This is a genomic window from Streptomyces sp. NPDC005576, assembly GCF_042871745.1.
GTDB lineage: Bacteria > Actinomycetota > Actinomycetes > Streptomycetales > Streptomycetaceae > Streptomyces.
In genome coordinates this window covers 115,398-138,393 of sequence record NZ_JBIAJC010000009.1, presented here as the reverse complement: position 1 = coordinate 138,393, position 22,996 = coordinate 115,398, and the positions used below count along the sequence as shown (strand labels likewise).

The 22,996-nt window shown below is 71.3% G+C and carries 20 protein-coding genes and 1 pseudogene; 3 read left to right on the top strand and 18 right to left on the bottom strand.

The window, feature by feature from the left end; translation table 11 throughout:
* Nucleotides 1-38: 38 nt before the first annotated feature.
* From ACFYPN_RS17790 to ACFYPN_RS17745, 10 genes and pseudogenes are all read right to left on the bottom strand, one after another.
* Nucleotides 39-452, bottom strand: a complete 414-nt coding sequence (locus ACFYPN_RS17790; RefSeq protein WP_358765556.1) for a DUF3151 domain-containing protein — start codon at nt 450-452, stop codon at nt 39-41.
* A gap of 94 nt (nt 453-546) precedes the next feature.
* Nucleotides 547-2,175 carry an MFS transporter gene (locus tag ACFYPN_RS17785; RefSeq protein WP_358765555.1) on the bottom strand — a complete coding sequence of 543 codons (1,629 nt, stop codon included), beginning with the start codon at nt 2,173-2,175 and terminating at the stop codon, nt 547-549.
* A 123-nt stretch (nt 2,176-2,298) separates the two neighbouring features.
* Nucleotides 2,299-3,459, bottom strand: coding sequence for a MalY/PatB family protein (locus ACFYPN_RS17780; protein ID WP_358765553.1), 1,161 nt, complete (start codon nt 3,457-3,459; stop codon nt 2,299-2,301).
* Nucleotides 3,460-3,648: 189 nt separating this feature from the next.
* Entirely contained in the window at nt 3,649-4,671 is a 1,023-nt protein-coding gene (gene fbaA, locus ACFYPN_RS17775) for a class II fructose-bisphosphate aldolase (RefSeq protein ID WP_266707035.1), read from the bottom strand.
* A 219-nt stretch (nt 4,672-4,890) separates the two neighbouring features.
* Nucleotides 4,891-5,430, bottom strand: a complete 540-nt coding sequence (gene pyrE / locus ACFYPN_RS17770; RefSeq protein WP_358765551.1) for an orotate phosphoribosyltransferase — start codon at nt 5,428-5,430, stop codon at nt 4,891-4,893.
* 32 nt (nt 5,431-5,462) lie between these two features.
* A complete protein-coding gene (locus ACFYPN_RS17765; RefSeq protein WP_358765549.1) occupies nt 5,463-6,254 on the bottom strand; it encodes an aldose 1-epimerase in 792 nt (263 codons plus the stop codon).
* A 21-nt stretch (nt 6,255-6,275) separates the two neighbouring features.
* Nucleotides 6,276-7,280 carry an SRPBCC domain-containing protein gene (locus tag ACFYPN_RS17760; protein ID WP_389299177.1) on the bottom strand — a complete coding sequence of 335 codons (1,005 nt, stop codon included), beginning with the start codon at nt 7,278-7,280 and terminating at the stop codon, nt 6,276-6,278.
* Between the two features lie 33 nt (nt 7,281-7,313).
* A complete protein-coding gene (locus ACFYPN_RS17755) occupies nt 7,314-8,912 on the bottom strand; it encodes a polyamine aminopropyltransferase (RefSeq protein ID WP_358765546.1) in 1,599 nt (532 codons plus the stop codon).
* A gap of 354 nt (nt 8,913-9,266) precedes the next feature.
* Nucleotides 9,267-9,773: pseudogene (locus tag ACFYPN_RS17750) on the bottom strand (DUF2617 family protein); the annotation flags it as partial.
* Nucleotides 9,774-10,179: 406 nt separating this feature from the next.
* Nucleotides 10,180-10,545, bottom strand: coding sequence for a hypothetical protein (locus ACFYPN_RS17745; protein ID WP_389299175.1), 366 nt, complete (start codon nt 10,543-10,545; stop codon nt 10,180-10,182).
* A 176-nt stretch (nt 10,546-10,721) separates the two neighbouring features.
* Here ACFYPN_RS17745 and ACFYPN_RS17740 point away from each other — a divergent pair, with 176 nt between their 5' ends.
* Complete coding sequence (locus ACFYPN_RS17740) at nt 10,722-11,891, top strand: pyridoxal phosphate-dependent aminotransferase (protein WP_358764752.1); 1,170 nt, start codon at nt 10,722-10,724, stop codon at nt 11,889-11,891.
* 202 nt (nt 11,892-12,093) lie between these two features.
* Here the strand turns inward: ACFYPN_RS17740 and ACFYPN_RS17735 are convergent, their stop codons facing one another.
* Both ACFYPN_RS17735 and clpB read right to left on the bottom strand, forming a co-directional pair.
* Nucleotides 12,094-12,654, bottom strand: coding sequence for a YbjN domain-containing protein (locus ACFYPN_RS17735; protein ID WP_358764754.1), 561 nt, complete (start codon nt 12,652-12,654; stop codon nt 12,094-12,096).
* A 288-nt stretch (nt 12,655-12,942) separates the two neighbouring features.
* Nucleotides 12,943-15,582: an ATP-dependent chaperone ClpB gene (gene clpB, locus ACFYPN_RS17730; protein WP_358764756.1), complete on the bottom strand. Its 2,640-nt coding sequence runs from the start codon at nt 15,580-15,582 to the stop codon at nt 12,943-12,945.
* A gap of 187 nt (nt 15,583-15,769) precedes the next feature.
* On the opposite strand from clpB, the gene ACFYPN_RS17725 reads away from it, so the two are divergent.
* Nucleotides 15,770-16,174 carry a TIGR03618 family F420-dependent PPOX class oxidoreductase gene (locus ACFYPN_RS17725; protein ID WP_358764757.1) on the top strand — a complete coding sequence of 135 codons (405 nt, stop codon included), beginning with the start codon at nt 15,770-15,772 and terminating at the stop codon, nt 16,172-16,174.
* Nucleotides 16,175-16,294: 120 nt separating this feature from the next.
* Here ACFYPN_RS17725 and ACFYPN_RS17720 read toward each other — a convergent pair whose 3' ends face one another.
* Both ACFYPN_RS17720 and ACFYPN_RS17715 read right to left on the bottom strand, forming a co-directional pair.
* Nucleotides 16,295-16,615 carry a (2Fe-2S)-binding protein gene (locus ACFYPN_RS17720; RefSeq protein ID WP_275492963.1) on the bottom strand — a complete coding sequence of 107 codons (321 nt, stop codon included), beginning with the start codon at nt 16,613-16,615 and terminating at the stop codon, nt 16,295-16,297.
* Nucleotides 16,612-17,013: a hypothetical protein gene (locus ACFYPN_RS17715; protein WP_358764759.1), complete on the bottom strand. Its 402-nt coding sequence runs from the start codon at nt 17,011-17,013 to the stop codon at nt 16,612-16,614. Before ACFYPN_RS17715 ends, ACFYPN_RS17720 begins: the two co-directional genes overlap by 4 nt.
* A 140-nt stretch (nt 17,014-17,153) precedes the next feature.
* Between ACFYPN_RS17715 and ACFYPN_RS17710 the strand changes: the two genes are divergently transcribed.
* On the top strand, nt 17,154-18,134 hold the full coding sequence (locus ACFYPN_RS17710) for a helix-turn-helix transcriptional regulator (protein WP_358764761.1): 981 nt from the start codon (nt 17,154-17,156) through the stop codon (nt 18,132-18,134).
* Between the two features lie 111 nt (nt 18,135-18,245).
* Here ACFYPN_RS17710 and ACFYPN_RS17705 read toward each other — a convergent pair whose 3' ends face one another.
* From ACFYPN_RS17705 to dnaK, 4 genes are all read right to left on the bottom strand, one after another.
* Complete coding sequence (locus tag ACFYPN_RS17705) at nt 18,246-18,692, bottom strand: heat shock protein transcriptional repressor HspR (RefSeq protein WP_358764763.1); 447 nt, start codon at nt 18,690-18,692, stop codon at nt 18,246-18,248.
* A 1-nt stretch (nt 18,693) separates the two neighbouring features.
* Nucleotides 18,694-19,884, bottom strand: coding sequence for a molecular chaperone DnaJ (dnaJ, locus tag ACFYPN_RS17700; protein ID WP_358764765.1), 1,191 nt, complete (start codon nt 19,882-19,884; stop codon nt 18,694-18,696).
* A gap of 174 nt (nt 19,885-20,058) precedes the next feature.
* On the bottom strand, nt 20,059-20,697 hold the full coding sequence (gene grpE / locus ACFYPN_RS17695; protein WP_358764767.1) for a nucleotide exchange factor GrpE: 639 nt from the start codon (nt 20,695-20,697) through the stop codon (nt 20,059-20,061).
* The gene (gene dnaK / locus ACFYPN_RS17690; RefSeq protein ID WP_275492969.1) at nt 20,694-22,544 is read right to left on the bottom strand and encodes a molecular chaperone DnaK; all 1,851 of its coding nucleotides are present in this window, start codon (nt 22,542-22,544) and stop codon (nt 20,694-20,696) included. The genes grpE and dnaK overlap by 4 nt, the downstream gene beginning before the upstream one ends.
* Nucleotides 22,545-22,996: the final 452 nt, after the last annotated feature.

The window sequence follows — 22,996 nt, the reverse complement described above, 5'->3', positions numbered from 1 at the left end:
CGCGCCGGGGCCGGATCAGCTCAGGATGTCGGCGGCGGTCAGCCCAGGATGTCGGCGGCCGTCGGCGAGGAGTCGCGGAGGAAGGTCGAGCAGCGCTCGTACTCCTCCTGCTCCCCGATGGATCCGGCGGCCCGCGCGAGGGCGTGCAGCGCGCGGAGGAAACCGCGGTTCGGCTCGTGCTCGAACGGGACGGGCCCGTGGCCCTTCCAGCCGGCCCGGCGCAGGGCGTCGAGCCCGCGGTGGTAGCCGGTGCGGGCGTAGGCGTACGACTCGATGACCCGGCCGCCCTCGAAGGCGTCGTCGGCCAGCTGCGCCCAGGCGAGCGAGGAGGTGGGGTACTTCGCCGCGACCTCGGCCGGCGGGGTGCCGCCGGCGAGCAGTTCGCGCGGCTCCGGGTCGTCGGGCAGGTGGGTCGGGGCGGGGCCCCCGAGCAGGTTCTCGTGGATGGACATGGGTCCCAGTGTGCCTGGCACCCCGCCGTTCCGGGACACGGCCCGGCCCACCGCCGGGCCCGCCGCCGGCACCTCTCCGGGCCCGGGTGCCCTGTCACCCCTCGGGCCGCCGCCGGGCGGGCTCCAGGGGCGGCGCCACGATCCCGCAGTGCACGGTGCACTCGGGTCGGCAGGGCCCCTCCTCCGGACGCACCCCGCCGCCCACCGCCGCCCGGTCCCGGCCGGAGTCGCGGCCCGTGTCCCGGCCGCGGTCCGTACCCGGCGCCGGAGCGGGGGCTGCCGTCGGTGTCCGTACCGCGCAGAAGGCGAGCACCGCCCCCGCCACCAGGAGCCCCGCGCACATCGGCATCGCCCGCCGGAACGTCGCGGCGAACTCTCCCGCGTCCCGGTACGCCTCCGGGCCCATCCCCGCGAGCAGCGGCAGCGCGGCGACCGCGATCAGCCCGGCAGCGCGGGCGGCGGCGTTGTTGATGCCGCTGGCCAGCCCTGCCTGCCCGGTGTCCACGGCAGCCAGCACGGTCGCGGTGAGCGGCGCGACCAGGGTGACGAGCCCCAGGCCCAGCACCACGACGGCGGGCAGCACTTCGCTCATGTACCCGGTCACGGAGGCGCTCCCCGGCCCGACCCGCAGCATCAGCAGCATGCCCCCGGCGGCCAGCAGCGGGCCGACGGTGAGCGGGATGCGGGGGCCGATGCGGTGGCCCAGTTCACCGGAGGCGGCCGAGAAGAAGAGCATCAGCACGGTCGTCGGGAGCAGCGCGGTGCCGGCGCCGAGCGCCGAGTAGCCCGCCACGACCTGGAGTTGGATCGCGGAGAGGAAGAAGAAGCCGCCCAGCGCCGCGTACACGCAGAAGGTCACCAGGTTGACCACCGTGAACAGCCGCGAGCGGAAGATCGCCGGAGGCACCATCGGGTCCCGCCGCCGCCGCTCCACCTGGACGAACGCCGCCCCCAGCAGCACCCCGCCCACCGCCGCGCCGATCACCGCGGGCGAGGCGCCGCGCCCCGGCGCCTCGATCAGCGCGTAGGTCACCAGGGCCAGCGACACGGCCCCGAGCACCGCCCCGAGGACGTCGAAGCGCCCGTGGGCACGCGGGTCCCGCGACTCCGGCACGTGGCGCAGGGCGACGGGGACGCAGAGCGCGGCGACCGGAAGGTTGAGCAGGAAGACCCACCGCCAGCCGGGCCCGTCGACGAGCCAGCCGCCCACGAACGGGCCGATGGCGGCTCCCACCCCGCCGAAGCCGGACCAGAGTCCGACCGCCCGCGCGCGGTCGTCCGGGTGGAAGCTCGCCTGGATGAGCGCCAGCGATCCCGGTGTGAGCAGCGCCCCGCCGATCCCCTGGAAGGCGCGCGCCGCGATCAGTACGGCGGCGTTCGGCGCGACGGCACAGACCAGCGAGGCGAGGGCGAACCAGATCACGCCGACGACGAAGACCCGCCGGCGCCCGTACCGGTCGCCGAGCGCCCCGCCCAGCAGGATCAGCCCGGCGAGGGTCAGCATGTAGGCGTTGACGGTCCACTGGAGCGCCGCCAGGTCGGTACCGAGATCCTGACCGATCCGGGGCAGTGCCACGTTGATGACGGTGGAGTCCAGCATCGCCATGCCGGAGCCGAGGACGGTGGTCAGCACGATCCACCGCCCCGGAGCCGAGGCGGCCCGGATCTCCCCGGCGGCCTTCTGCGCACCGGTGGCCGGCTCTGTTTCGGGGGTCTCACCCATGAGGGCAGCATCCCCGCCACTCGGCGCGGCAGCCAGTGGGCGGCGCCGAACGTACCTGGGCCGGTCCGACAATTCCCGCCGTGTCCGACGACGCGGACTGCCGGACACGGCCCCGTACGCCGGTTACCGCAGCGAACGGATCGCCCGGACCAGTGCGTCGACGCCCGCCTCCGCCTTGGCGCGCGGGCAGCCGACGTTGAACCGGACGAAACCGTCCGAACCGTAGACCCCGCCGGGCATGATGGCGACCCTTTCCCGCTCGATCAGCACCCGCTGGAGGGCGTCGTCGTCCAGGCCGAGCGGCCTCAGATCGATCCAGGCGAGGTAACCCGCCTGCGGCGGGCGCCAGCCCAGCTCCGGGAAGGCGGCGCGCAGCCGCTCCTCGACCAGGGCCAGGTTCCCCGCGATGTAGGTGCGGGCGGCGTCGAGCCACGGGCCGCCCTCGCGGTACGCGGCGATGTGGGCGGTGAGCGAGAGCACCGCGGGGGACTCCAGCCCCTCCGCCGTCGACATCCGCCGCAGGTACGCGGCGCGGTCCGCCGGGTCGCCGATCAGCCCGTACGAGCCGGTCAGCCCGGGGAAGTTGAAGGCCTTCGACCCGGAGGTGATGAGCGCCCAGCGTGCGGGGCCCCGGTCCGCCACCCGGGTCCACGGCACGTGCCGGTGTCCCTCGTGGGCGAAGTCCGCGTGGATCTCGTCGCTGATCACCAGCACACCGTGGCCGGCGGCCAGTTCCGCCATCCGCGTGAGTTCGGCCTCCGTCCACACCCGTCCCGTGGGGTTGTGGGGCGAGCAGAGCAGCAGCACCTTCGCTTCAGGACGGGCGAGCTCCCGCTCCAGCTCCGCGTCGTCACCGACCGGCACCCCGCGCAGTTCACGCCCCAGGCCGAGGACCGCCTTGCGGAAACCGTCGTACGTCGGGGTGTGGGTGACCACCGCGTCGCCGGCGCCGGTCCACATCCGCAGCAGCTGGGAGAGCTGGTTGAGCACGGAGGGCCCGTAGACGAGCTGCCCGGTGTCGACGGTGGTGCCGTGGCGGGTGGCGTACCAGTGGGCTATCGCCGAACGGAAGTCGTCCTGCTGCCAGTCGGTGTAACCGAACACCCCGTGGTCGATCCGGGCGCGCAGCGCGTGCAGCACCTCGGGCGCGGTCCGGAAGTCCATGTCGGAGATGGTGAACGGCAGCAGCCCGTCCACCCCGAACCGGTCGGCGACCCCGTCCCACTGCACGCTCCAGGTGCCCCGGCGGTCGACGACGGCGTCGAAATCGTAGGACGGACTCACAGCGGTGCCTCACACGGCTCGATCGTTCACGGGGTTCGTACGGGCCCGGGTCCGGGCTCCCGGCCTCGGACGGCGGCACTCGGCTGCTCGACCGGGGCCGCACATGTCGCGGGCCCGACCTCACCGGGGATCACCCAGGAGAGTCGGGCCCGCGACGCACGCCGGACGGGACCTCGCGGCCCCGCGCGCCTACTTCAGCTTGGTGCCCGTGGAGCGCAGGTTGGCGCACGCCTCGGTGACCCGCACGGCCATGCCCGCCTCGGCGGACTTGCCCCAGGTGCGGGGGTCGTAGGTCTTCTTGTTGCCGACCTCGCCGTCGACCTTCAGCACGCCGTCGTAGTTGCTGAACATGTGGTCAGCGATCGGGCGGGTGAAGGCGTACTGGGTGTCGGTGTCGAGGTTCATCTTCACGACGCCGTTCTCCAGCGCGGTGGCGATCTCCTGCGCGGTGGAGCCGGAGCCGCCGTGGAAGACGAAGTCGAACGGGGAGGTCTTGCCGTACTTGGCGCCGACGCCCTCCTGGAGGTCCTTCAGGAGCTCGGGGCGGAGCACGACGTTGCCCGGCTTGTAGACGCCGTGGACGTTGCCGAAGGAGGCGGCCAGCAGGTAGCGGCCCTTCTCGCCCAGGCCGAGCGCCTCGGCGGTCCGCAGCGCGTCGTCGACGGTGGTGTAGAGCTCGTCGTTGATCTCGTGCGTGACGCCGTCCTCCTCGCCACCGGTCGGGGTGATCTCGACCTCAAGGATGATCTTGGCGGCGGCGGCCTTGGCGAGCAGCTCCTGACCGATGGCCAGGTTGTCCGCGAGGGTCTCGGCCGAACCGTCCCACATGTGGGACTGGAAGAGCGGGTTGAGGCCCTTGGCAACGCGCTCGGCGGAGATGTCGAGCAGCGGACGGACGTAGCCGTCCAGCTTGTCCTTGGGGCAGTGGTCGGTGTGCAGCGCCACGGTGATGTCGTACTTGGCGGCGACGATGTGCGCGAACTCGGCGAGGGCCACGGCGCCAGTCACCATGTCCTTGTTGTACTGGCCGCCCAGGAACTCCGCGCCACCGGTGGAGATCTGGACGATGCCGTCGCTCTCGGCCTCGGCGAAACCGCGCAGAGCCGCGTGGAGGGTCTGAGTCGAGGTCACGTTGATGGCCGGGTAGGCGAACTTGCCTGCCTTCGCCCGGTCGAGCATCTCGGCGTAGACCTCGGGGGTTGCGATGGGCATCTGTCCGCTCCTTGGGATGTGCGGGTGTGCAGTGCTGGTCCCTGACCTGGGGGCGACGTCATCGTCGTGCTCATCTTCCCAGACTCCTGCGGGGACTCCACCCGGAGGACCCCCGCAGAAACGGGTCCGGGGCGCACTGTTTCACGTGAAACAGCGCGCCCCGGACAGAACCGCAGGTCAGAGAGGCTTGCCCCGAGTGGATCAGAGGCTGCCCGGCCTTCAGGCCAGGTCGAGATCGGCGACCGAGTAGACGTGCAGGTACGGCAGCCCCGCCTCGGCGATCGCCGGGGCGGCACCCCGCTCCACGATGGTGGCGACGGCGACGACCTCGCCACCGGCTTCGCGGACGGCCTCGACGGCGGTCAGCGGGGACCCGCCGGTGGTCGAGGTGTCCTCGACCACCAGGCAACGGCGGCCCTTGACGTCGGTGCCCTCGATGCGGCGCTGCATCCCGTGCGCCTTCTGCGCCTTGCGGACGACGAAGGCGTCCAGCGTCCCACCGCGCGCCGCGGAGGCGTGCAGCATCGAGGTGGCGACCGGGTCGGCGCCCAGGGTCAGACCGCCGACGCAGTCGAAGTCCAGCTCGGCGGTGAGGTCGAGCATGACCTGGCCGACCAGCGGCGCGGCCTTGCCGTCCAGCGTGATCCGGCGCAGGTCGATGTACCAGTCGGCTTCCAGACCCGAGGAGAGGGTCACCTTGCCGTGCACCACGGCCTTGTCCTTGATCTGCTGGAGCAGGTCAGCGCGTACGTCAGTCATACCGTCGAGAGTACGGGGCGGAGCCGGGTTCCTCAGAGCCGAGCCCAGCTCCAGGTGGTCGCCATCTCCAGCGGCTCGATCGGCGTGACGAGGCGCGGCGTGGAGTTCAGCCCGTTCGGCGGACCGGACTGCGGCTCCACGCAGATGGCCTCGTCCTGCTCGTCGTAGATCACGACCCACTCGTCGCGGCTGGTGACCTTCAGCTCCAGCTGCTCCGGCCAGGTGATCGTGGCCTTCACCCCGTCCGGCATCCCGAAGCAGTCGTCCCAGGGTCCGGGAAGCGGGTCGACGCGTCGTCCGGTCGGCATGTGGTCCGCGCCGCGCTCCTCCTGCCAGGCAGCGTCGAAGGAGAGTCGGGCGTCCTGGCCGCCGATGTTGCGCAGGAACCAGGGGTGCCAGCCGGCCTGCGCCGGGAAGGAGTCTCGTGGCGTCTCCACCGCCAGGCGGATCGTCAGGGCGTCCCCGGAGAGCTCGAAGGTCTGCGTCACCCGACCCTTGTACGGCCACGGTTCGGCGAGGTCGTAGTAGAAGGCGGCCTCCCCCTCCACCTCGCGCGCGGTGGTCCAGGAGGTGTCGCGGCCGGTGCCGTGGATGGCGTGCGGCGGCGAATTGAGCGGCAGGGTGTGCACCGTGTCGCCGTTGCGGAACTCGCCGTACGCGGTCCTCCCGCACCACGGCACCATGGGGAAACAGCCGTACCGCTCGCCCTGCCGCAGCAGTTCGGTACCCCCGATCCGCAGGCTGGTGATCCGGCACCCTCGGACGGGGTCGATGGTCAACTCGGCGTCGCCGGCGGTCAGCCGGACACTCTTCTCGCTACTCACGGAACGACCCTACTGGCGCGCTCACCCTCGGCGCCGCAGTGCCCGCCCCACCACCACGGCGGAGGCGATGGCGAGGGCCGCCGCGGGGGCCGCCCACCGCAGGGCGGAGGAGGCGGAGGTGGTCTCCGGCGACGGGACGGGTGCGTACCGGCCGCGCGGCGGCGCGTGGTCCACCTCCTCGGCGCTCCGCCCGATCATGGTGCGCCGGGCGTGCGCGGCCTCGGCCGGCGGCTCGTCCGGGACGGCGAACTCGATGCCGGCGCCCGCGTCGAGCGCGGAGGGCGGCACCGGGGCGTCGAAGACGGGGCCGGCGCCCGCTCCGGACGGGGCGCCCTCGTCCGCCGGGGAGCCCTCCCCGGCCGGAGAGCCCGTGTCGCCCCGGTCCGGACGGGTCTCGGCGTCCGCCCGCGCCTCGATGCCGGTGCTGGTGTCGGTGTCGGTGTCCTCGTAGGGAGCGGCGTCGGAGGACGCGTCGGCGGGAGTGCCGGTGGACTTGGCGCCCGCGCCTCCGGGCGCACCGGCCGTCCCTGGCGCCTCACGCACATCCCGGGACCCAGAGGTCTCGTGGGTCTCGTGGGCGCCCAGGCTCTCCGTGACGAGCTGCTGGGTGAAGCGGTCGAGCAGCCGACGGACGGCGGCGCGTACGGCCTCGGCGTCGAGCTCGGCGAGCCGTCCGTCGCCCGTGGCCGTGCCCGCGTACCGGATCGTCGTGCCCGAGGTGCCCTCGGCCTCGCTCCCGGAGCCTTCGAGGGTGATCGTCAGGGCCACCTTCACCGACCCCGCCCCCCGGGCGGCCGCGCCCTCGCCGGTGACGGAGACGGTGTCCTCCCCGGTCGCGGTCAGCGCCAGGGCGCCGCGGTAGGTGATCGTGTGGCCGTCCACCCGGAACCGCAGCCGGCCGGCGAGCGCCTCGGACGCACCTGCGTCCTGCTGGAGGGACGGGACGCAGCGCGCCGCCCGTGCGGGGTCCCCGAGTGCGCTCCGCAGGGACGCGACCGGAACCGGAACGAACACCTCATGCTCCATGAAACCGAGCCTACTCACGCTCCGGCCCTCGCGTCAGGTCTCCGAGGCGTAGCGCGGATGCAGCAGCGTGGACGGCGGCTGTCCGGGCATCCGCATCCCCTCCGCGGCCCGTCCGTCGGCCGCCAGCTCTTCCGCGTCGAGCGACCGCAGGGCGGGGGTCCGGGGGCCGAGCCCCAGCGTGGGCGCGGCCCCGCCCGGGGCCGCCAGTACGAAGCCCCAGTCCTCGGCGGCCCCCGAGTCGCCGGCCACCCGGTCCGGGCTCGCGAACCCGGACCGCCGCCCGAGGACCCGGTACGGGCGGGTGGCCATGCCGCTCGCGCGCACGGTCGCGTCCACCGTCCAGTAGGTGCGCGGCCGCTTCCCCGGCGGCCCCGCGTGCACCACGAACCGGCCGTCGGGGGCGACCACCCGCCCGACCAGACCGTAGAACTCGGCGGAGTACAGCTTGGTGCTCGCCGTGATGCCGGGGTCCGGCAGATCGGATATGACCACGTCGTAGCGCTGGTGCGCCGTCCGCAGCCAGGTGAACGCGTCCGCCGTGACCGCCGTCAGCCGCGGGTCGGCGTAGGCGTGGCCGTTGAGGGCGGCGAGCGCGGGGTCGGTACGGGCCAGACGGGTGACCCCCGGGTCCAGCTCGACCACCGTGACCCGGCGTACGTCGGAGTAGCGCAGCACCTCGCGGGCGGCCAGCCCGTCACCGCCGCCGAGGACCAGCACCCGGGCGTGCGGCCCCTTCATCACGGGGTGCACGAGGGCCTCGTGGTACCGGAACTCGTCGCCGGCCCTGACCCGCAGCCGGCCGTCGAGGTAGAGGTCGAGGGAGTCGCGCCCGGCGCCGGTGAGGACGACCTCCTGCACCCCTGTCTGCACCGCGACCCGCACCTCGTCCCCGTACACCGCCCGGCGCGCGGCGCGCTCGAAGTCGTCCACCAGCACGGTGGCGGTGGCCAGCAGGGCCATCGCGCAGACCCCGGCGAGGACGAGGAGCCAGCGGGACCGTGCGGTGAGGTCACGGCGGAAGAGCCAGAGGATCAGGGCGCCGCCCGCCGCCGCGTTGACCGCGCCGGTGAAGAGCGCGCCGGTCAGCTGCCCCAGCACCGGCAGCAGCAGGAAGGGGAAGGCCAGCCCGCCCACCAGGGCTCCCACGTAGTCCGCCGCGAACAGGTCGGCGACGGTCCCGCCCGCGTCCTGCCGGTCGACCCGCTGGATCAGCGTCATCAGCAGGGGGATCTCCGCCCCGATGAGGACGCCGATCGCCAGCGAGAACCCGACCAGCGCGACGCGCGACTCCCCGAGCCAGGCGAAGGAGGCGTACAGCACCAGCGCGGAGAACCCGCCGACCAGCGCGAGCGCCACCTCGATCAGGGCGAAGCCCACCGCGGCGTGACAGCGTAAACGTTTCGCGAGGAGCGAGCCGAGGCCCATCGCGAAGACCATCACGGAGAGCACCACCGACGCCTGCGTCACGGAGTCGCCGATCAAGTAGGAGGCCATGGCGACCAGTTCGAGCTCGTACACCAGGCCGCAGGCGGCGCAGACGAAAACGGAGGCCAGCACGAGGAACCGGCCGGTCCGCGGGTGTACGGGAAGGGGCGCCACACCCCCGAGGAGGGGCACCTGCTGGTCGATCATGCCCGGAACGCTACGTCACGATCCCTGCGCGCCGTGTCACCCGCAAGGGTGCACATGGGGCTCCGGAGCGAGCGCCCGGCGTGCGCCGACCGCTCACCGGCGCACGCCAACGACCCGCACGCCGAACGGTTTTCGGACACCTCAGGGCAACAGGACGGGCACACCGGACGCGACGGAGCCGGCCGGGACGCGCACTGCCGGGGCGGGGACGGCAGGCGCGGGGACGGCAGGCGCGGGGAGGGCCCGCGCGGGCGGAAACACCTCCCGGCTGGCGCGAGTCGGCTGCTCCACCAACGCCGGAACACCCGACACCCCGCACACCGCCCCGGAGTTCACCCCGCCTCTGGGCAGCACCGGAATCCGCACCCCGACCCGGGTCCGCGTGACGACCAACTGCCCTTCCTGCGGGTACGCGTGCCAGGTGCGCCACCGCACCTGCCCCTCGGAGCGCTGCGCCAGCATCGCGGTGAAGGCGTACGGGCTCCCCGGAAACGTGCCTGCCAGGCCGTGCGGGTGCTCGGCCACCAAGGCGAGCAACTCCTGCGCCCGAGCAGCGAACTGCCCCTCGTTGAGGGTCTCCACGCGTGCGGCGAACTCGTACTCCCGGTCGCCGAGCTGCTTGGCCACCCCCAGGGGCAGCGGGGTGCGACTGCCCGGGAGACAGGCCACGGTCTCCGAACAGGTACCGCCATCCTCCTCCAGGAGGACCTGGTGGGAGGCGCCGAGCAGCCTCAACTGCAGGGTGGCGCCGCCTAGCTGGAGATCCAGCACGGCGAGGGCGGGGAGCGGCTCCCTGCCGAGTGCCCACGCCAGATCGGCAGCGCGGGTGTCGGAATAGGCCGTCTGAAGGGACGTGAGCATGGGTCGGCTCCGCAAACGCAGGGACACATGAGCAGGGGGCGCCACCGGAGCATTGACGAAGGAGAGGTGGGAAGCGCGCGATCCGGCCCAACTGGGGTCCGTGGGCTGAAATGTTCTGTCAAACGAGGGAATCACGAACTACGCCGTACTCACCGCGTTTTTGCCCAACTTGACGTGGTTTCCATCCCCTGGGGGGCAGTACAGCTCAACTGTTCAACCAGAACGCCCCCGCGCGCCTCCCGGCTCACCTCCGACCCGTCCGGAACCCGCCCGGCCGCAACGAAGATCCACAACAGGGCGGGGTCCGGCCGGAGTTGATCAACTCCGGCCGGACCCCGCCCTCCACCAACACTCAACCGGCAGCGCACATGGCGTCGTTGCGGCACCGCAGCACCGACGCCTCGCGTCAGTCGCCGCCGCCCCCACCGCAGCCACCGCCGCACGAGGAGCCACCGCCGCAGGAGTGGCCACCGCCGCAGGAGTGGCCACCGCCGCAGGAGTGGCCGCCCGAATGGCCGGAGTGACCTCCGTCGGACGGACCGCCGCCGTCACCCGCCCACCAGCTGTCGCCGGACGAGCGCCCGCGCGCCGACGAGCGACGCGCCTTCTTCGTACTCACCTTGTACCCCCGCGGCCCACCCCGCGCCGCGGTACCGCCGGGCCGGCCCGCTCGCGGGGAGGACGCCGGCCGCATCCGCCCCGACCACCTCACGACGGTCACGACGACCCCCGCCACCGCCAGCACGATCAGCCCCACCAGGACGTACGTCACGTCCTCACATCCTTCCGTCCCCCGTGCGGCCCCCGCCGCCCACCGAACCTATCCGGATGCCCACTGGATGCCCCCGCCGCATCCGCGCCAAAGCGGACTTGAGCAACTCCAGAGCTTGCCGACAGGATGGCCCGTGGGTCCCGGAGACGCCGGCCCGCATCGAGGACGGTGGAGAGATGAGCCGCAGGCCGCTGCTGAACCGCAGGCTGGACGGGCACGGGACGACGATCTTCGCGGAGATGTCGGCCCTGGCGCTCACGACCGGCGCCATCAACCTGGGGCAGGGCTTCCCCGACACCGACGGTCCGGAGGAGATCCGCGAGGCCGCGGTCCGCGCCCTGCGCGAGGGCAGGGGCAATCAGTACCCGCCCGGCCCGGGGGTCCCCGAACTCCGTACCGCCGTCGCCGCCCACCAGCAGCGCTTCTACGGGCTGGCCTTCGACCCCGACACCGAGGTCCTGGTGACGGCGGGCGCCACCGAGGCCATCGCCGCGAGCATGCTGGCACTCCTGGAGCCGGGCGACGAGGTCATCGCCTTCGAGCCCTTTTACGACTCGTACGCCGCCTGCATCGCCATGGCCGGCGGGGTCCGCGTCCCCCTCACCCTGCGCGCGCCGGACTTCCGCCCCGATCTGGACGCGCTCCGGGACGCCATCACCCCGCGCACCCGGCTCCTCCTCCTGAACAGCCCGCACAACCCCACGGGCATGGTCCTCACCCCCGAAGAGCTCACGGCCATCGCCGGACTCGCCGTCGAGCACGACCTCCTGGTCGTCACCGACGAGGTCTACGAGCACCTCGCCTTCGACGGGGACCACATCCCCCTCATCGCCCTGCCCGGGATGCGCGACCGCACGGTCTCCATCTCCTCGGCCGGCAAGACCTTCTCCTACACGGGCTGGAAGATCGGCTGGGTCACCGGCTCCGCCGCCCTCGTCACCGCCGTCCGCACCGCGAAGCAGTACCTCACCTTCGTCAGCGGCGGCCCCCTCCAGTACGCGGTCGCCGAGGCCCTGGCCCTCCCCGACGCCTTCTTCACCGACTTCCGCGAGGACCTGCGCACCAAGCGCGACCTCCTCACGGCCGGTCTCACCGCCGCCGGTTTCGAGGTCCACCGGCCCCAGGGCACGTACTTCATCACCACCGACGTGGCCCCCCTCGGCGAGAAGGACGGCATCGCCTTCTGCCGCTCCCTGCCCGAACGCGCCGGCGTCGTCGCCGTCCCCAACGCCGTCTTCTACGACGACCAGGAAGCCGGCCGCACCCAGGTCCGGTTCGCGTTCTGCAAGCGGACGAGCGTGCTCGAAGCAGCGATCGAGAGGCTGTCCGGGCTGCGGAAACGCTGACCGCGACATGCTGATACCGGCGTGCTGATCCCACGTGGCGATCCCGGCATGCCGATCCCCACGCGTGGAGCGCGGCAGGTGGAGCCCCCCGGAAACGCCGACGGCCGGGTCGGCGGTCGTGGTGACCACCGCCCGGCCGGGCGTCGTGCGGGTGGGTCCTGGGGACGCGTCGTGCGGGCGCGCCCCCGCGGACCGGAGTCGGTCAGCCCTCGGGCGTCTCGTCCGCGGACTCGGTGGACCCCTCGGACTTCTCCTCGGCCGGCGCGAGGCCGAGGCGCTCGACGAGCCACTTGTCGAACTCGATGGAGGCGCGGACCCAGCTGACCGTGGAGGAGACGAAGTGCTCCAGGGCGACGCCGGTACCGATGAGCATCTGCGCCTCACCGATCAGGCGGACCGAACCGGCCTCGCCCTCCTCGCCCTCGTGGGAGTGCGTGTAGACCTTGGGCCACAGGGTGCGGCGGTTCCAGTCGTCGATGGCGTCCAGCAGGACGGCACGCTGGTCGACGTCGTGCGGACGGTCGTAGAACGTCCGCACCGAGAAGACCTGCTGGTCGGCCTCGCCCCGGAACATGAAGTACGTGCGGAACTCTTCCCACGGCGCCGCGAGGTCGCCCTCGTCGTCGACGACGAACTTGAGCTCCATCTGCTCCAGGAGCTGCTTGACGAGGTCCTGGTCAGGGACGACGGGGCCCTCCGGTCCTGCCGCCTGCGGTTCGGGCTGGCCCCCGAAATTAGGAATCGAGGACGGATCGATGCTCACCGTTATTTCCCTTCGTGCGGTTGTACGCCATCCTCCCCCATGGCGGGCGGGGAATGGCAACCCCCGGCGGGGTCGATCCGCTCCCGGCGGACAGGACCGGGCCGTCGCGCACGAACCTTGACCGCCCGGGCGCCGAGCTGAAGCCCCGGAGCCCGGCGCACGTCATCGGACGGCCGGGTACGAGGACGGCGGCACCGTCCCCGTACACATCCGCCCCTTCGTCCTCTGCGGGCTGCCGGGCAGGTTCTGGCTCCCGCCCGTGTCACCGCGCAGTGTGACCGCGCCGCATCAGCGCGCCGCGCCCACGATCAGCCCACCCTCACCGGCCGTGCCCTCACCGGCCGCACCACCGTCCGGGCCGTTCCCGAACACGTCCACGCGTACGGTGTCGCCGTCCGTGATCTCGCCCGCGAGGATCTCCCGGGCGAGCTGGTCACCGATCGCCGTCTGGATGAGGCGGCGCAGCGGCCGGGCACCGTACGCCGGGTCGTTGCCCTTCTCGGCGAGCCAGGCCAGCGCGGCCGGCGTGACGTCGAGGGTGAGCTGCCGGTCGGCGAGCCGCTTGGCGAGGCGTTCGATCTGGAGCCCCGCGATGTGGGCGAGTTCGTCGCCGGTCAGCGCGGAGAAGACGACCAGGTCGTCCAGCCGGTTCAGGAACTCCGGCTTGAACGAGGCCCGTACGACCTCCAGCACCCGCTCCTTCTTCGCCTCGGGCTTCAGCAGCGGGTCCACCAGGAACTGGCTGCCGAGGTTGGAGGTGAGGATCAGGATGGTGTTGCGGAAGTCCACCGTCCGGCCCTGGCCGTCCGTGAGCCGGCCGTCGTCCAGCACCTGGAGCAGGATGTCGAAGACCTCCGGATGAGCCTTCTCCACCTCGTCGAGCAGGACGACGCTGTACGGGCGGCGGCGGACCGCCTCCGTGAGCTGGCCGCCCTCCTCGTAGCCGACGTAACCGGGCGGGGCACCGACGAGCCGGGCGACGCTGTGCTTCTCGCTGTACTCGCTCATGTCGACGCGGACCATGGCCCGTTCGTCGTCGAAGAGGAAGTCCGCGAGCGCCTTGGCCAGCTCCGTCTTGCCGACGCCGGTGGGGCCGAGGAAGAGGAACGAGCCGGTCGGCCGGTCCGGGTCGGCGATGCCGGCCCGGGTGCGGCGTACCGCGTCCGAGACCGCGCGGACGGCCTCGCTCTGGCCGATCAGCCGCCTGCCGAGCTCGTCCTCCATCCGCAGCAGCTTCTGCGTCTCGCCCTCCAGCAGGCGTCCGGCCGGGATGCCCGTCCAGGCGCCGACCACGTCGGCGATGTCGTCGGAGCCGACCTCGTCCTTGACCAGGGTCTCCTTGGGCGTCTCGGCCGCCACCTGCTCGGCCTCGGTCGCCTCCTCCAACTCGCGCTCCAGGCCGGGGATCTCGCCGTAGAGGAGCTTGGACGCGGTGTCGAAGTCGCCGTCCCGCTGGGCGCGTTCGGCCTGGCCGCGCAGATCGTCGAGGCGCTCCTTCAGCTCACCGACCCGGTTGAGGCCCTGCTTCTCCTTCTCCCAGCGGGCGGTGAGGCCGCGCAACTCCTCCTCCTTGTCGGCGAGGTCACGACGGAGCTTCTCCAGCCGCTGCCGGGAGGCGGTGTCGGTCTCGTTCTTCAGCGCCAGCTCCTCCATGTGGAGGCGGTCCACGGCGCGTTGCAGTTCGTCGATCTCGACGGGCGAGGAGTCGATCTCCATGCGCAGCCGGGAGGCGGCCTCGTCCACGAGGTCGATCGCCTTGTCCGGGAGGAAGCGGGAGGTGATGTAACGGTCGGAGAGGGTCGCGGCGGCCACCAGCGCGGCGTCCGCGATGGAGACCTTGTGGTGCGCCTCGTACCGCCCCTTGAGCCCGCGCAGGATCGCGATGGTGTCCTCGACGCTGGGCTCGGCGACCAGGACCTGCTGGAAGCGGCGTTCCAGGGCGGGGTCCTTCTCGATCCGCTCGCGGTACTCGTCGAGCGTGGTCGCGCCGACCATCCGCAGTTCGCCGCGGGCCAGCATGGGCTTGAGCATGTTGCCCGCGTCCATGGCGGAGTCCCCGCCGGCTCCGGCGCCGACGACGGTGTGCAGCTCGTCGATGAAGGTGATGACCTTGCCGTCGCTCTCCTTGATCTCGGAGAGGACGGTCTTCAGCCGCTCCTCGAACTCGCCCCGGTACTTCGCGCCCGCGACCATCGCCCCGAGGTCCAGGGAGACGAGGCGCTTGTCGCGCAGCGACTCGGGCACGTCGCCCTTGACGATGCGCTGGGCGAGCCCCTCGACGACGGCGGTCTTGCCGACGCCGGGCTCACCGATGAGGACCGGGTTGTTCTTCGTACGGCGCGAGAGCACCTGTACGACGCGGCGGATTTCCTGGTCCCGGCCGATGACCGGGTCGAGCTTGCCCTCGCGGGCCGCCGCCGTGAAGTCCGTACCGAACTTCTCCAGGGCCTTGTACTGACCCTCCGGGTCGGGTGTGGTCACCCGTCGCCCTCCCCTGCTCTTCTCGAACGCGGCCAGCAGCTTCTTCGCACCGGCCCCCTGGGCACCGAGGATCTCACCGACCCGGCCGCCCTTCTCGGCGACCGCGATCAGCAGGTGCTCGGTGGAGACGTATTCGTCGCCGAGGTCCTTGGCGCGCTGCGCGGCGTCGCTGACGACGGCGAGCAACTCGCGGTTGGGCTGCGGCGGTGCCACGGTGGAACCGGTGACGCTCGGCAGCGCGCCGAGCAGCCGCTCGGTCTCCGTGCGCACCATGGCCTGGTCCGCCTCCACGGCGGCCAAGAGATCGATGATGTTCTCGTTGTCTTCACCCGCGAGCAGCGCGAGCAGCAGGTGTGCGGGGGTCAGATCGGGGTGTCCGTCCTTCACCGCCCTGCTGGTGGCCGCGGTGAGGGCGTCCCTGCTCTTGTTGGTCAGCTCGGCGTCCACGTGCGCTGTCTCCTCCTCGACGATCGCGTCCTACCCAGGCTCGGAACCTGGCCCATGATTCGATCAACGTGCACAAAGTTGAGTCTATTCCACTCAAGGCTGGTATTCGAGCGCACGGGGCTCCGCACCCGCGAGACTCCGCACCTGCACCCAGGGTGTCGCGGGAGCACCTCCTACGCTTTCGCCCATGGCCCTCGACGTACGCAAACCAAGCCCCGAGTACCTCGCCTTCTGGCGCGAGTACCACCTCTGCACGCTGACCACCCTCCGCCCGGACGGCACCCCGCACGTGGTGCCCGTCTGCGTGACGTACGACCCCGGGGCGGGGCTGGCCCGCATCATCACCGACGGCGGCAGCCGGAAGGTGGCCCACGTCCGGGCGGCGGGTCCGGAGGGGGCACGGGTCGCGGTCTGCCAGATGCACCGCGCCCGCTGGGCGACGCTGGAGGGCCGCGCGACGATCCGTACGGAGCGGGAGGTCGTCGAGGACGCCGAACGCCGCCACACCGAGCGCTACGGGCGGGAGCCGAGGGTCAACCCGACGCGGGTCGTCATCGAGATCGCCCTGGACCGGGCCCTCGGCCGGGCCTGAGGGGCGCGCCCCCACCGCGTGTCGCGCCCGGCACAAGCACAGCGGCGCCACCGTGTCAGGTCACGGTGGCGCCGCTGTGTGGGGGATGCGCTTGAGCGATGTGGTGGTTCGGGGGATCGCTCAGGCGCTTCGGGGGGTGGCTGAGATGGTCTCGGGGTCGAACAGTTCGTGGTCGCGCTGGTCCAGATTGACGAAGATCATGCCGTACCTCACCGCGCAGCGCACGGGCTGTGGGGCGCCACGTGGCCTGCGCAGACAGCGGTAGGCGCGAATCTCCTCGCCCTCCTCCATCACGACGACCACGGGCTCACCGAGCAGGGTGACCATCAACGAGTCACCCGGGCCCGGCAGAGCGGTGAGCAGGTCGACGAAGTGCCACCCCGAGCGATAGGCCGAAGCCATCTCGCGCCGGAAGATCCGGTCGTCCGGCGGGGTGGTCATGCGCTTGCGGAGGCCGGAAGCGAGTCCCAGCCGATGTCACTCTGAACCTTGTTCAGCGAGTCCCAGCCGATGTCACCCTGCGTCTTGTTCAGCAAGTCCCAGCCGATGTCACGGGTCGCCGATGCCTGCACGGCCCAGCCGATGTCACCCCGGGTCTTGTTCAGCGAGTCCCAGCCGATGTCGGCCCGGACCGCACCGAGCAGGTCCCAGCCGATGTCACCCTGCGTCGTGTTCAGCGAGTCCCAGCCGATGTCACCGGGCGTCGCCGTAGCCTCGCTGTTCCAGCCAATGTCCCCCGGGACAGCAGCCGCCTCACTGTCCCAGCCGATGTCGCCCGCGCCCACCAGCCCAAAACCCAAGGCTGCGACGAACGAGGCGGCAAGCACCGAGCGAAGCATTCGCTTATCCATAGTCGGCTTCGTCCTCACTTGTGGATTCCTCTCCCCCGCTCCTAAGACGATGTCTCACGCGACCCCGTGAACACCACAGAGTCGATGCATCATGTTCTTGCATGTTCAGGAACCTGGGGGGTGGAGAAATGATCACAAGAGACACGAAAACGACACATCCTCACGGGATCACCGAACTGTGCGAGGAAGGCAAACGCCTCTACTCGGGCGCAATCCGCTCCGGACGGATCGCGCGCGACGAGGTCGAACCAGCACCGTGCCTCATGGAGTTCGCCCTGCTGCACGCGGACCCCGACGACCCGGACTGGCTGCGCCCCGTCCCTCCCTCCACCGCGCTCGCCCAGCACGTGAACCCTCTGGAGCGCGAGATACAGGAGCGCAGACGCCACTCGTTGCTCCTCGCCGAGTCCTTCGAGCCCTTCATGGACATCAGCGCGCAGGGACCGCCGGCCACCCACGCCATCACGGTGCTGGAGGGCGTGGCCCGGATCAACGGCGCCCTGGACATCGCCACCGCGGAGTGCCGCACCGAGGTCCTCACCATCCAGCCCGGCGGCGGACGGAACGAGGACCGGCTGGGGAAGGCCCTGGAGCGCGGCCTCTCCGTCGTCCACCGCGGCGTCCGCATGCGGACGTTGTACCAGCACACGGTCCGCTACAGCCCCAGCACCCTCGCGTACGCGGAACGCATCGCTGACGCGAACGTCGAAATCAGGACATCCGAGGAGCTCATCGAGCGTCTCATCATCTTCGACCGTACCGTCGCCTTCATCCCGGCCCAGGACGACCGCCAGGTCGCCCTGGAGCTGCGCCACCCGGGTCTGGTCGCCTATCTGGCGTCGGTCTTCGAGAAGTTCTGGAGCCGCGCCACCCCGCTCCTGGAGGAGATCCGGTACGAGCCCACGCCGGACGGCATCAGCGCTGTCCAGCGCTCCATCGCCCACCTCCTCGTGGAGGGTCACGTGGACGACTCGATCGCGCGCCGGCTCGGCATGAACGTACGGACCTGCCGGGCGCACATCGCCAAGCTCGCCGCCACCCTCGGCAGCAGCAGCCGCGCGCAGCTCGGCTTCCTGATAGCCCAGTCGGGAATCCTCAACGAGGACTGAGGCCGCCGGCCAGCGCCCCGCCGCCGCCCCCACTACGCGACAGAGCCCGCCCACCGGTACGACCGGGAGGCGGGCCCATGTGCGGGACGGGCGTCACGCGCCCGTCCGGTGTCAGTCCCTCGGCCGCTTCGGCCGCCATACGACCAGCGCACTGGTCTGCTGCACGTCCTGGTACGGCACGAGGTCGCGCCGGTACGAGGCGTGCACCTGGGCCTCGGCCTGCCGTACGGCGACGGCCGCCCCGTCCACCGCGGTGGACAGCTCGGCGACGCGTTGCTGGAGCGCCGCGACCTGGTTCTCCAGCTCGATGATGCGCTTGATGCCGGCCAGGTTGATGCCTTCGTCCTGGGACAACTGCTGGACGTTGCGGAGCAGTTCGATGTCACGGGCCGAGTAACGCCGTCCGCGGCCGGCCGTGCGGTCCGGGGAGACCAGACCGAGGCGGTCGTACTGACGGAGTGTCTGCGGGTGCAGACCCGAGAGCTGGGCCGCGATCGAAATCACGTACACCGGGGTCTCGTCGTTCAGTTCGTACGGGTTACGTCGGCGGCCGTCCATCTCAAGCTCCCTTCGCGGCCTGGAACAGGTCGGCCCGCGGGTCCTGGACCGCGGTCGCCTTGCGGTAGGCCTCCAGCGCTTCTCTGGCTTCGTCGCCCAGCTCGGTGGGCACCGCGACCTCCACGGTGACGAGGAGGTCGCCCCGGGTTCCGTCCTTGCGTACGGCACCCTTGCCACGGGCGCGCATCGTACGCCCGTTCGGGGTACCCGCGGGGATCTTGAGGGTGACCGGGGGCCCACCGAGGGTGGGCACCTTCACCTCGCCGCCGAGTGCCGCCTCCGGGAAGGTGACGGGCACGGTGACGGTGAGGTTGTCGCCCTTGCGGCCGAAGACCGGGTGCGTGTCCACGTGGACAGCGACGTAGAGGTCACCGGCCGGACCGCCGCGCTCGCCCTGGCCGCCCTTGCCGCGCAGCCTGATGCGCTGCCCGTCGGAGACGCCCGCCGGGATACGGACCTGCATGGTGCGGGCGGACTTGGCGCGTCCGCTGCCCTTGCAGACCTCACAGGGGTTCTCGGCGATCAGGCCGCGGCCCTTGCAGTCCACGCACGGGTCGGTGAGCGAGAACCCGCCACCGCTGCCGCGCGAGACCTGGCCCGTACCGACGCAGGTCGGGCAGACCCGCGGGGTGCCGTTCTTGTCGCCGGTGCCCGAACACGCCTTGCAGGGTGCCTGGCTGGACATCCGCAGCGGGACCGTGGCCCCGTCGACGGCCTCGGTGAAGCTGAGCGTCACCTCGGTCTCGATGTCCTGGCCCCGGCGCGGCTGCACCCGGGTGCCGGGACCGCCGCCGCGGTTGAACAGCCCGCCGAACACGTCGCCGAGACCTCCCCCGCCGCCGAATCCGCCGGCGCCCTGGCCCGCGCCGCCCTGGGTGCCTCCGAAGAGGTCCCCCAGGTCGAAGCCGCCGGGGAACCCGCCTCCGGCACCGGGACCGGGCCGGAACCCGCCGTTGCCGAAGAGGGCGCGCGCCTCGTCGTACTCCTTGCGCCGCTTGGCGTCCCCGAGGACGTCGTTCGCCTCGGAGATCTCCTTGAAGCGCTCCTCGGCCTTGGCGTCGCCCTTGTTGGCGTCCGGGTGGAACTCGCGGGCGAGCTTCCGGTACGCCTTCTTGATCTCGGCGTCGGTGGCGTCCTTCGGGACGCCGAGGACCTTGTAGTAGTCCTTCTCGACGAAGTCCTTCGTGCTCATCGACGTCCCTCCTTCCGGACGATCGGCCGGCGGCCTCTCGCGTACGAATCGACCGGCTCGCGGGGAACACCGTCGCTCCCCGGTCCGCACCGGTCACTGGACAAGGCCCTGGCGGCCGGCCCTGGGGCCGGCCGCCCGGCCGGTCGGTGTGCGACCGAGTGGTCCGACGTGATGTCAGACCTCCTCGGGGCCACCGCTCTCCTCGTCGTCAACCTTCTCTTCCTTCGCCGCCGCGGGCGTGGCGCCCGGCTGCGGCTCCGCCACGGCGACCCGCGCGGGGCGGATGGTGCGCTCGCCGAAGCGGTACCCCGGCTGCAGGATCGCCACGCAGGTCGTCTCCGTGACATCCGGTGCGTAGCTGTGCATCAGGGCTTCATGGATCGTCGGGTCGAAGGGCTCGCCCTCCTCGCCGAACTGCTGGAGACCCAGCTTGGTGACGATCGACTCCAGGTTGTCGGCCACCGACTTGAAGCCGCCGACGAGCTCGCCGTGCTCGCGGGCCCGGCCGACGTCGTCGAGGACGGGGAGGAGCTCGGTCAGGAGGTTCGCCGAGGCGATCTCCTTGACCGTGACCCGGTCCCGCTCCACGCGGCGGCGGTAGTTCTGGTACTCGGCCTGGAGGCGCTGGAGGTCCGCCGTGCGCTCGGAGAGCGCCGTGCGTACCTGGTCCAGCTGCGCGGTCAGGCCTGCGGTCTGGTCAGCATCCCCGGCCGGGGCCGCCTCCTCGGAGGCGGCCGTCGGCTCGGCGTCGTCGGAGGTGGCGCCGGAAGGGACGTCGGGCTTCTCCTCGAAGCCCGGGGTCTCCTCCGTCACACCGCACCGCCCTTGCTGTCCTTCTCGTCGTCCACGATCTCGGCGTCAACGACGTCGTCGTCGGCCGGACGGGCCTGCTCGGCACCGGGCTCACCGGCGGCCGCACCATCGGCCTGGGCGTTGGCGTACATCGCCTGGCCCAGCTTCTGGGAGACGGCCGCGACCTTCTCGGTGGCCGTACGGATCTCGGCGGTGTCCTCGCCCTTGAGCTTCTCCTTCAGCTCGCCGAGCGCGGTCTCCACCTCCGTCTTGACGTCGCCGGGGACCTTGTCCTCGTTGTCCTTGAGGAACTTCTCCGTCTGGTAGACGAGCTGCTCGCCCTGGTTGCGCGTCTCGGCGGCCTCACGGCGACGGTGGTCCTCGTCGGCGTACTGCTCGGCCTCTTCGCGCATCCGGTTGACCTCGTCCTTCGGCAGCGAGGAGCCACCGGTGACGGTCATCTTCTGCTCCTTGCCGGTGCCGAGGTCCTTGGCTCCGACGTGCATGATGCCGTTGGCGTCGATGTCGAAGGTGACCTCGATCTGCGGCACGCCGCGCGGGGCCGGCGGCAGGCCCGTCAGCTCGAACATTCCGAGCTTCTTGTTGTACGCCGCGATCTCGCGCTCGCCCTGGTAGACCTGGATCTGCACGGAGGGCTGGTTGTCCTCGGCGGTGGTGAAGATCTCGGACCGCTTGGTCGGGATCGTCGTGTTCCGCTCGATGAGCTTGGTCATGATGCCGCCCTTGGTCTCGATACCGAGGGACAGCGGGGTGACGTCGAGGAGCAGGACGTCCTTGACCTCACCCTTCAGGACACCGGCCTGGAGCGAGGCGCCGATGGCGACGACCTCGTCCGGGTTCACGCCCTTGTTGGCGTCCTGGCCACCGGTCAGCTCCTTGACGAGCTCGGCGACGGCCGGCATACGGGTCGAGCCACCGACGAGAACGACGTGGTCGATCTCGGAGAGCGCGATGCCCGCGTCCTTGATGACGTTGTGGAACGGGCTCTTGCACCGGTCCAGCAGGTCGGCGGTCAGCTGCTGGAACTGCGAGCGCGTGAGCTTCTCGTCCAGGTGCAGCGGACCCTCGGCGGACGCCGTGATGTAGGGGAGGTTGATCGTGGTCTCGGTCGAGGACGAGAGCTCGATCTTCGCCTTCTCCGCAGCCTCGCGGAGACGCTGGAGAGCCATCTTGTCCTTGGACAGGTCCACGCCGTGGCCGTTGGCGAACACCTTCACCAGGTGGTCGACGACGCGCTGGTCCCAGTCGTCACCACCGAGGTGGTTGTCACCGTTGGTGGCCTTCACCTCGACGACGCCGTCACCGATCTCCAGGAGCGACACGTCGAAGGTGCCGCCACCGAGGTCGAAGACGAGGATCGTCTGGTCGTCCTTGTCGAGGCCGTACGCCAGCGCGGCGGCGGTCGGCTCGTTGACGATGCGCAGGACGTTGAGGCCCGCGATCTCACCGGCCTCCTTCGTCGCCTGACGCTCGGAGTCGTTGAAGTACGCCGGGACGGTGATGACCGCGTCGGTCACCTTCTCGCCCAGGTACGCCTCGGCGTCACGCTTGAGCTTCTGCAGGATGAAGGCGCTCATCTGCTGCGGGTTGAAGCTCTTGCCGTCGAGGTCGATCTTCCAGTCAGTGCCCATGTGGCGCTTGACGGAGCGGATGGTCCTGTCGACGTTGGTGACGGCCTGTCGCTTGGCCACCTCGCCGACGAGCACCTCGCCGTTCTTCGCGAAGGCGACGACGGACGGCGTGGTCCTGGCGCCTTCGGCGTTGGTGATGACGGTGGGCTCGCCGCCTTCGAGAACGCTGACGACGGAGTTAGTCGTGCCCAGGTCGATGCCGACCGCACGTGCCATTTCGATTCCTCCTGAAGAATTACTTGAGCGGATCTGACTCAAGGATGCATCACACCTACGAAAGAGTCAACAGACCTGAGCCATGTTGACTCAACTTAAGTGCCGAACCTCGACGCCAGGCGATGAATGCGCAGCTCAGCGCGGTGCGCAGCCCCCTGGCCCCCTGCACAAAGACCTCCGGCCGTCCGCTCGCACACCTCACGCACCTCTTCCACCACACGGCCCGCACCCGGTCGGCACCCGGCCGACCACTCGGTCCGGCCCGATGGCCGTCACCGGAGCGGAGCACCGGCCGAACGCCCGCGAGACACGCGAGGTGCGCGAGGCATCCGGAACACGGGCGCGCCACTCCCCCCGTCCCACCATCGCACCGTGGGATTGTTCTGTCACAAAATGCCGTGAGCCGGTCAAAACGCACCGGCCCCGGACCCACCGAACTCCGAAACCCGGGC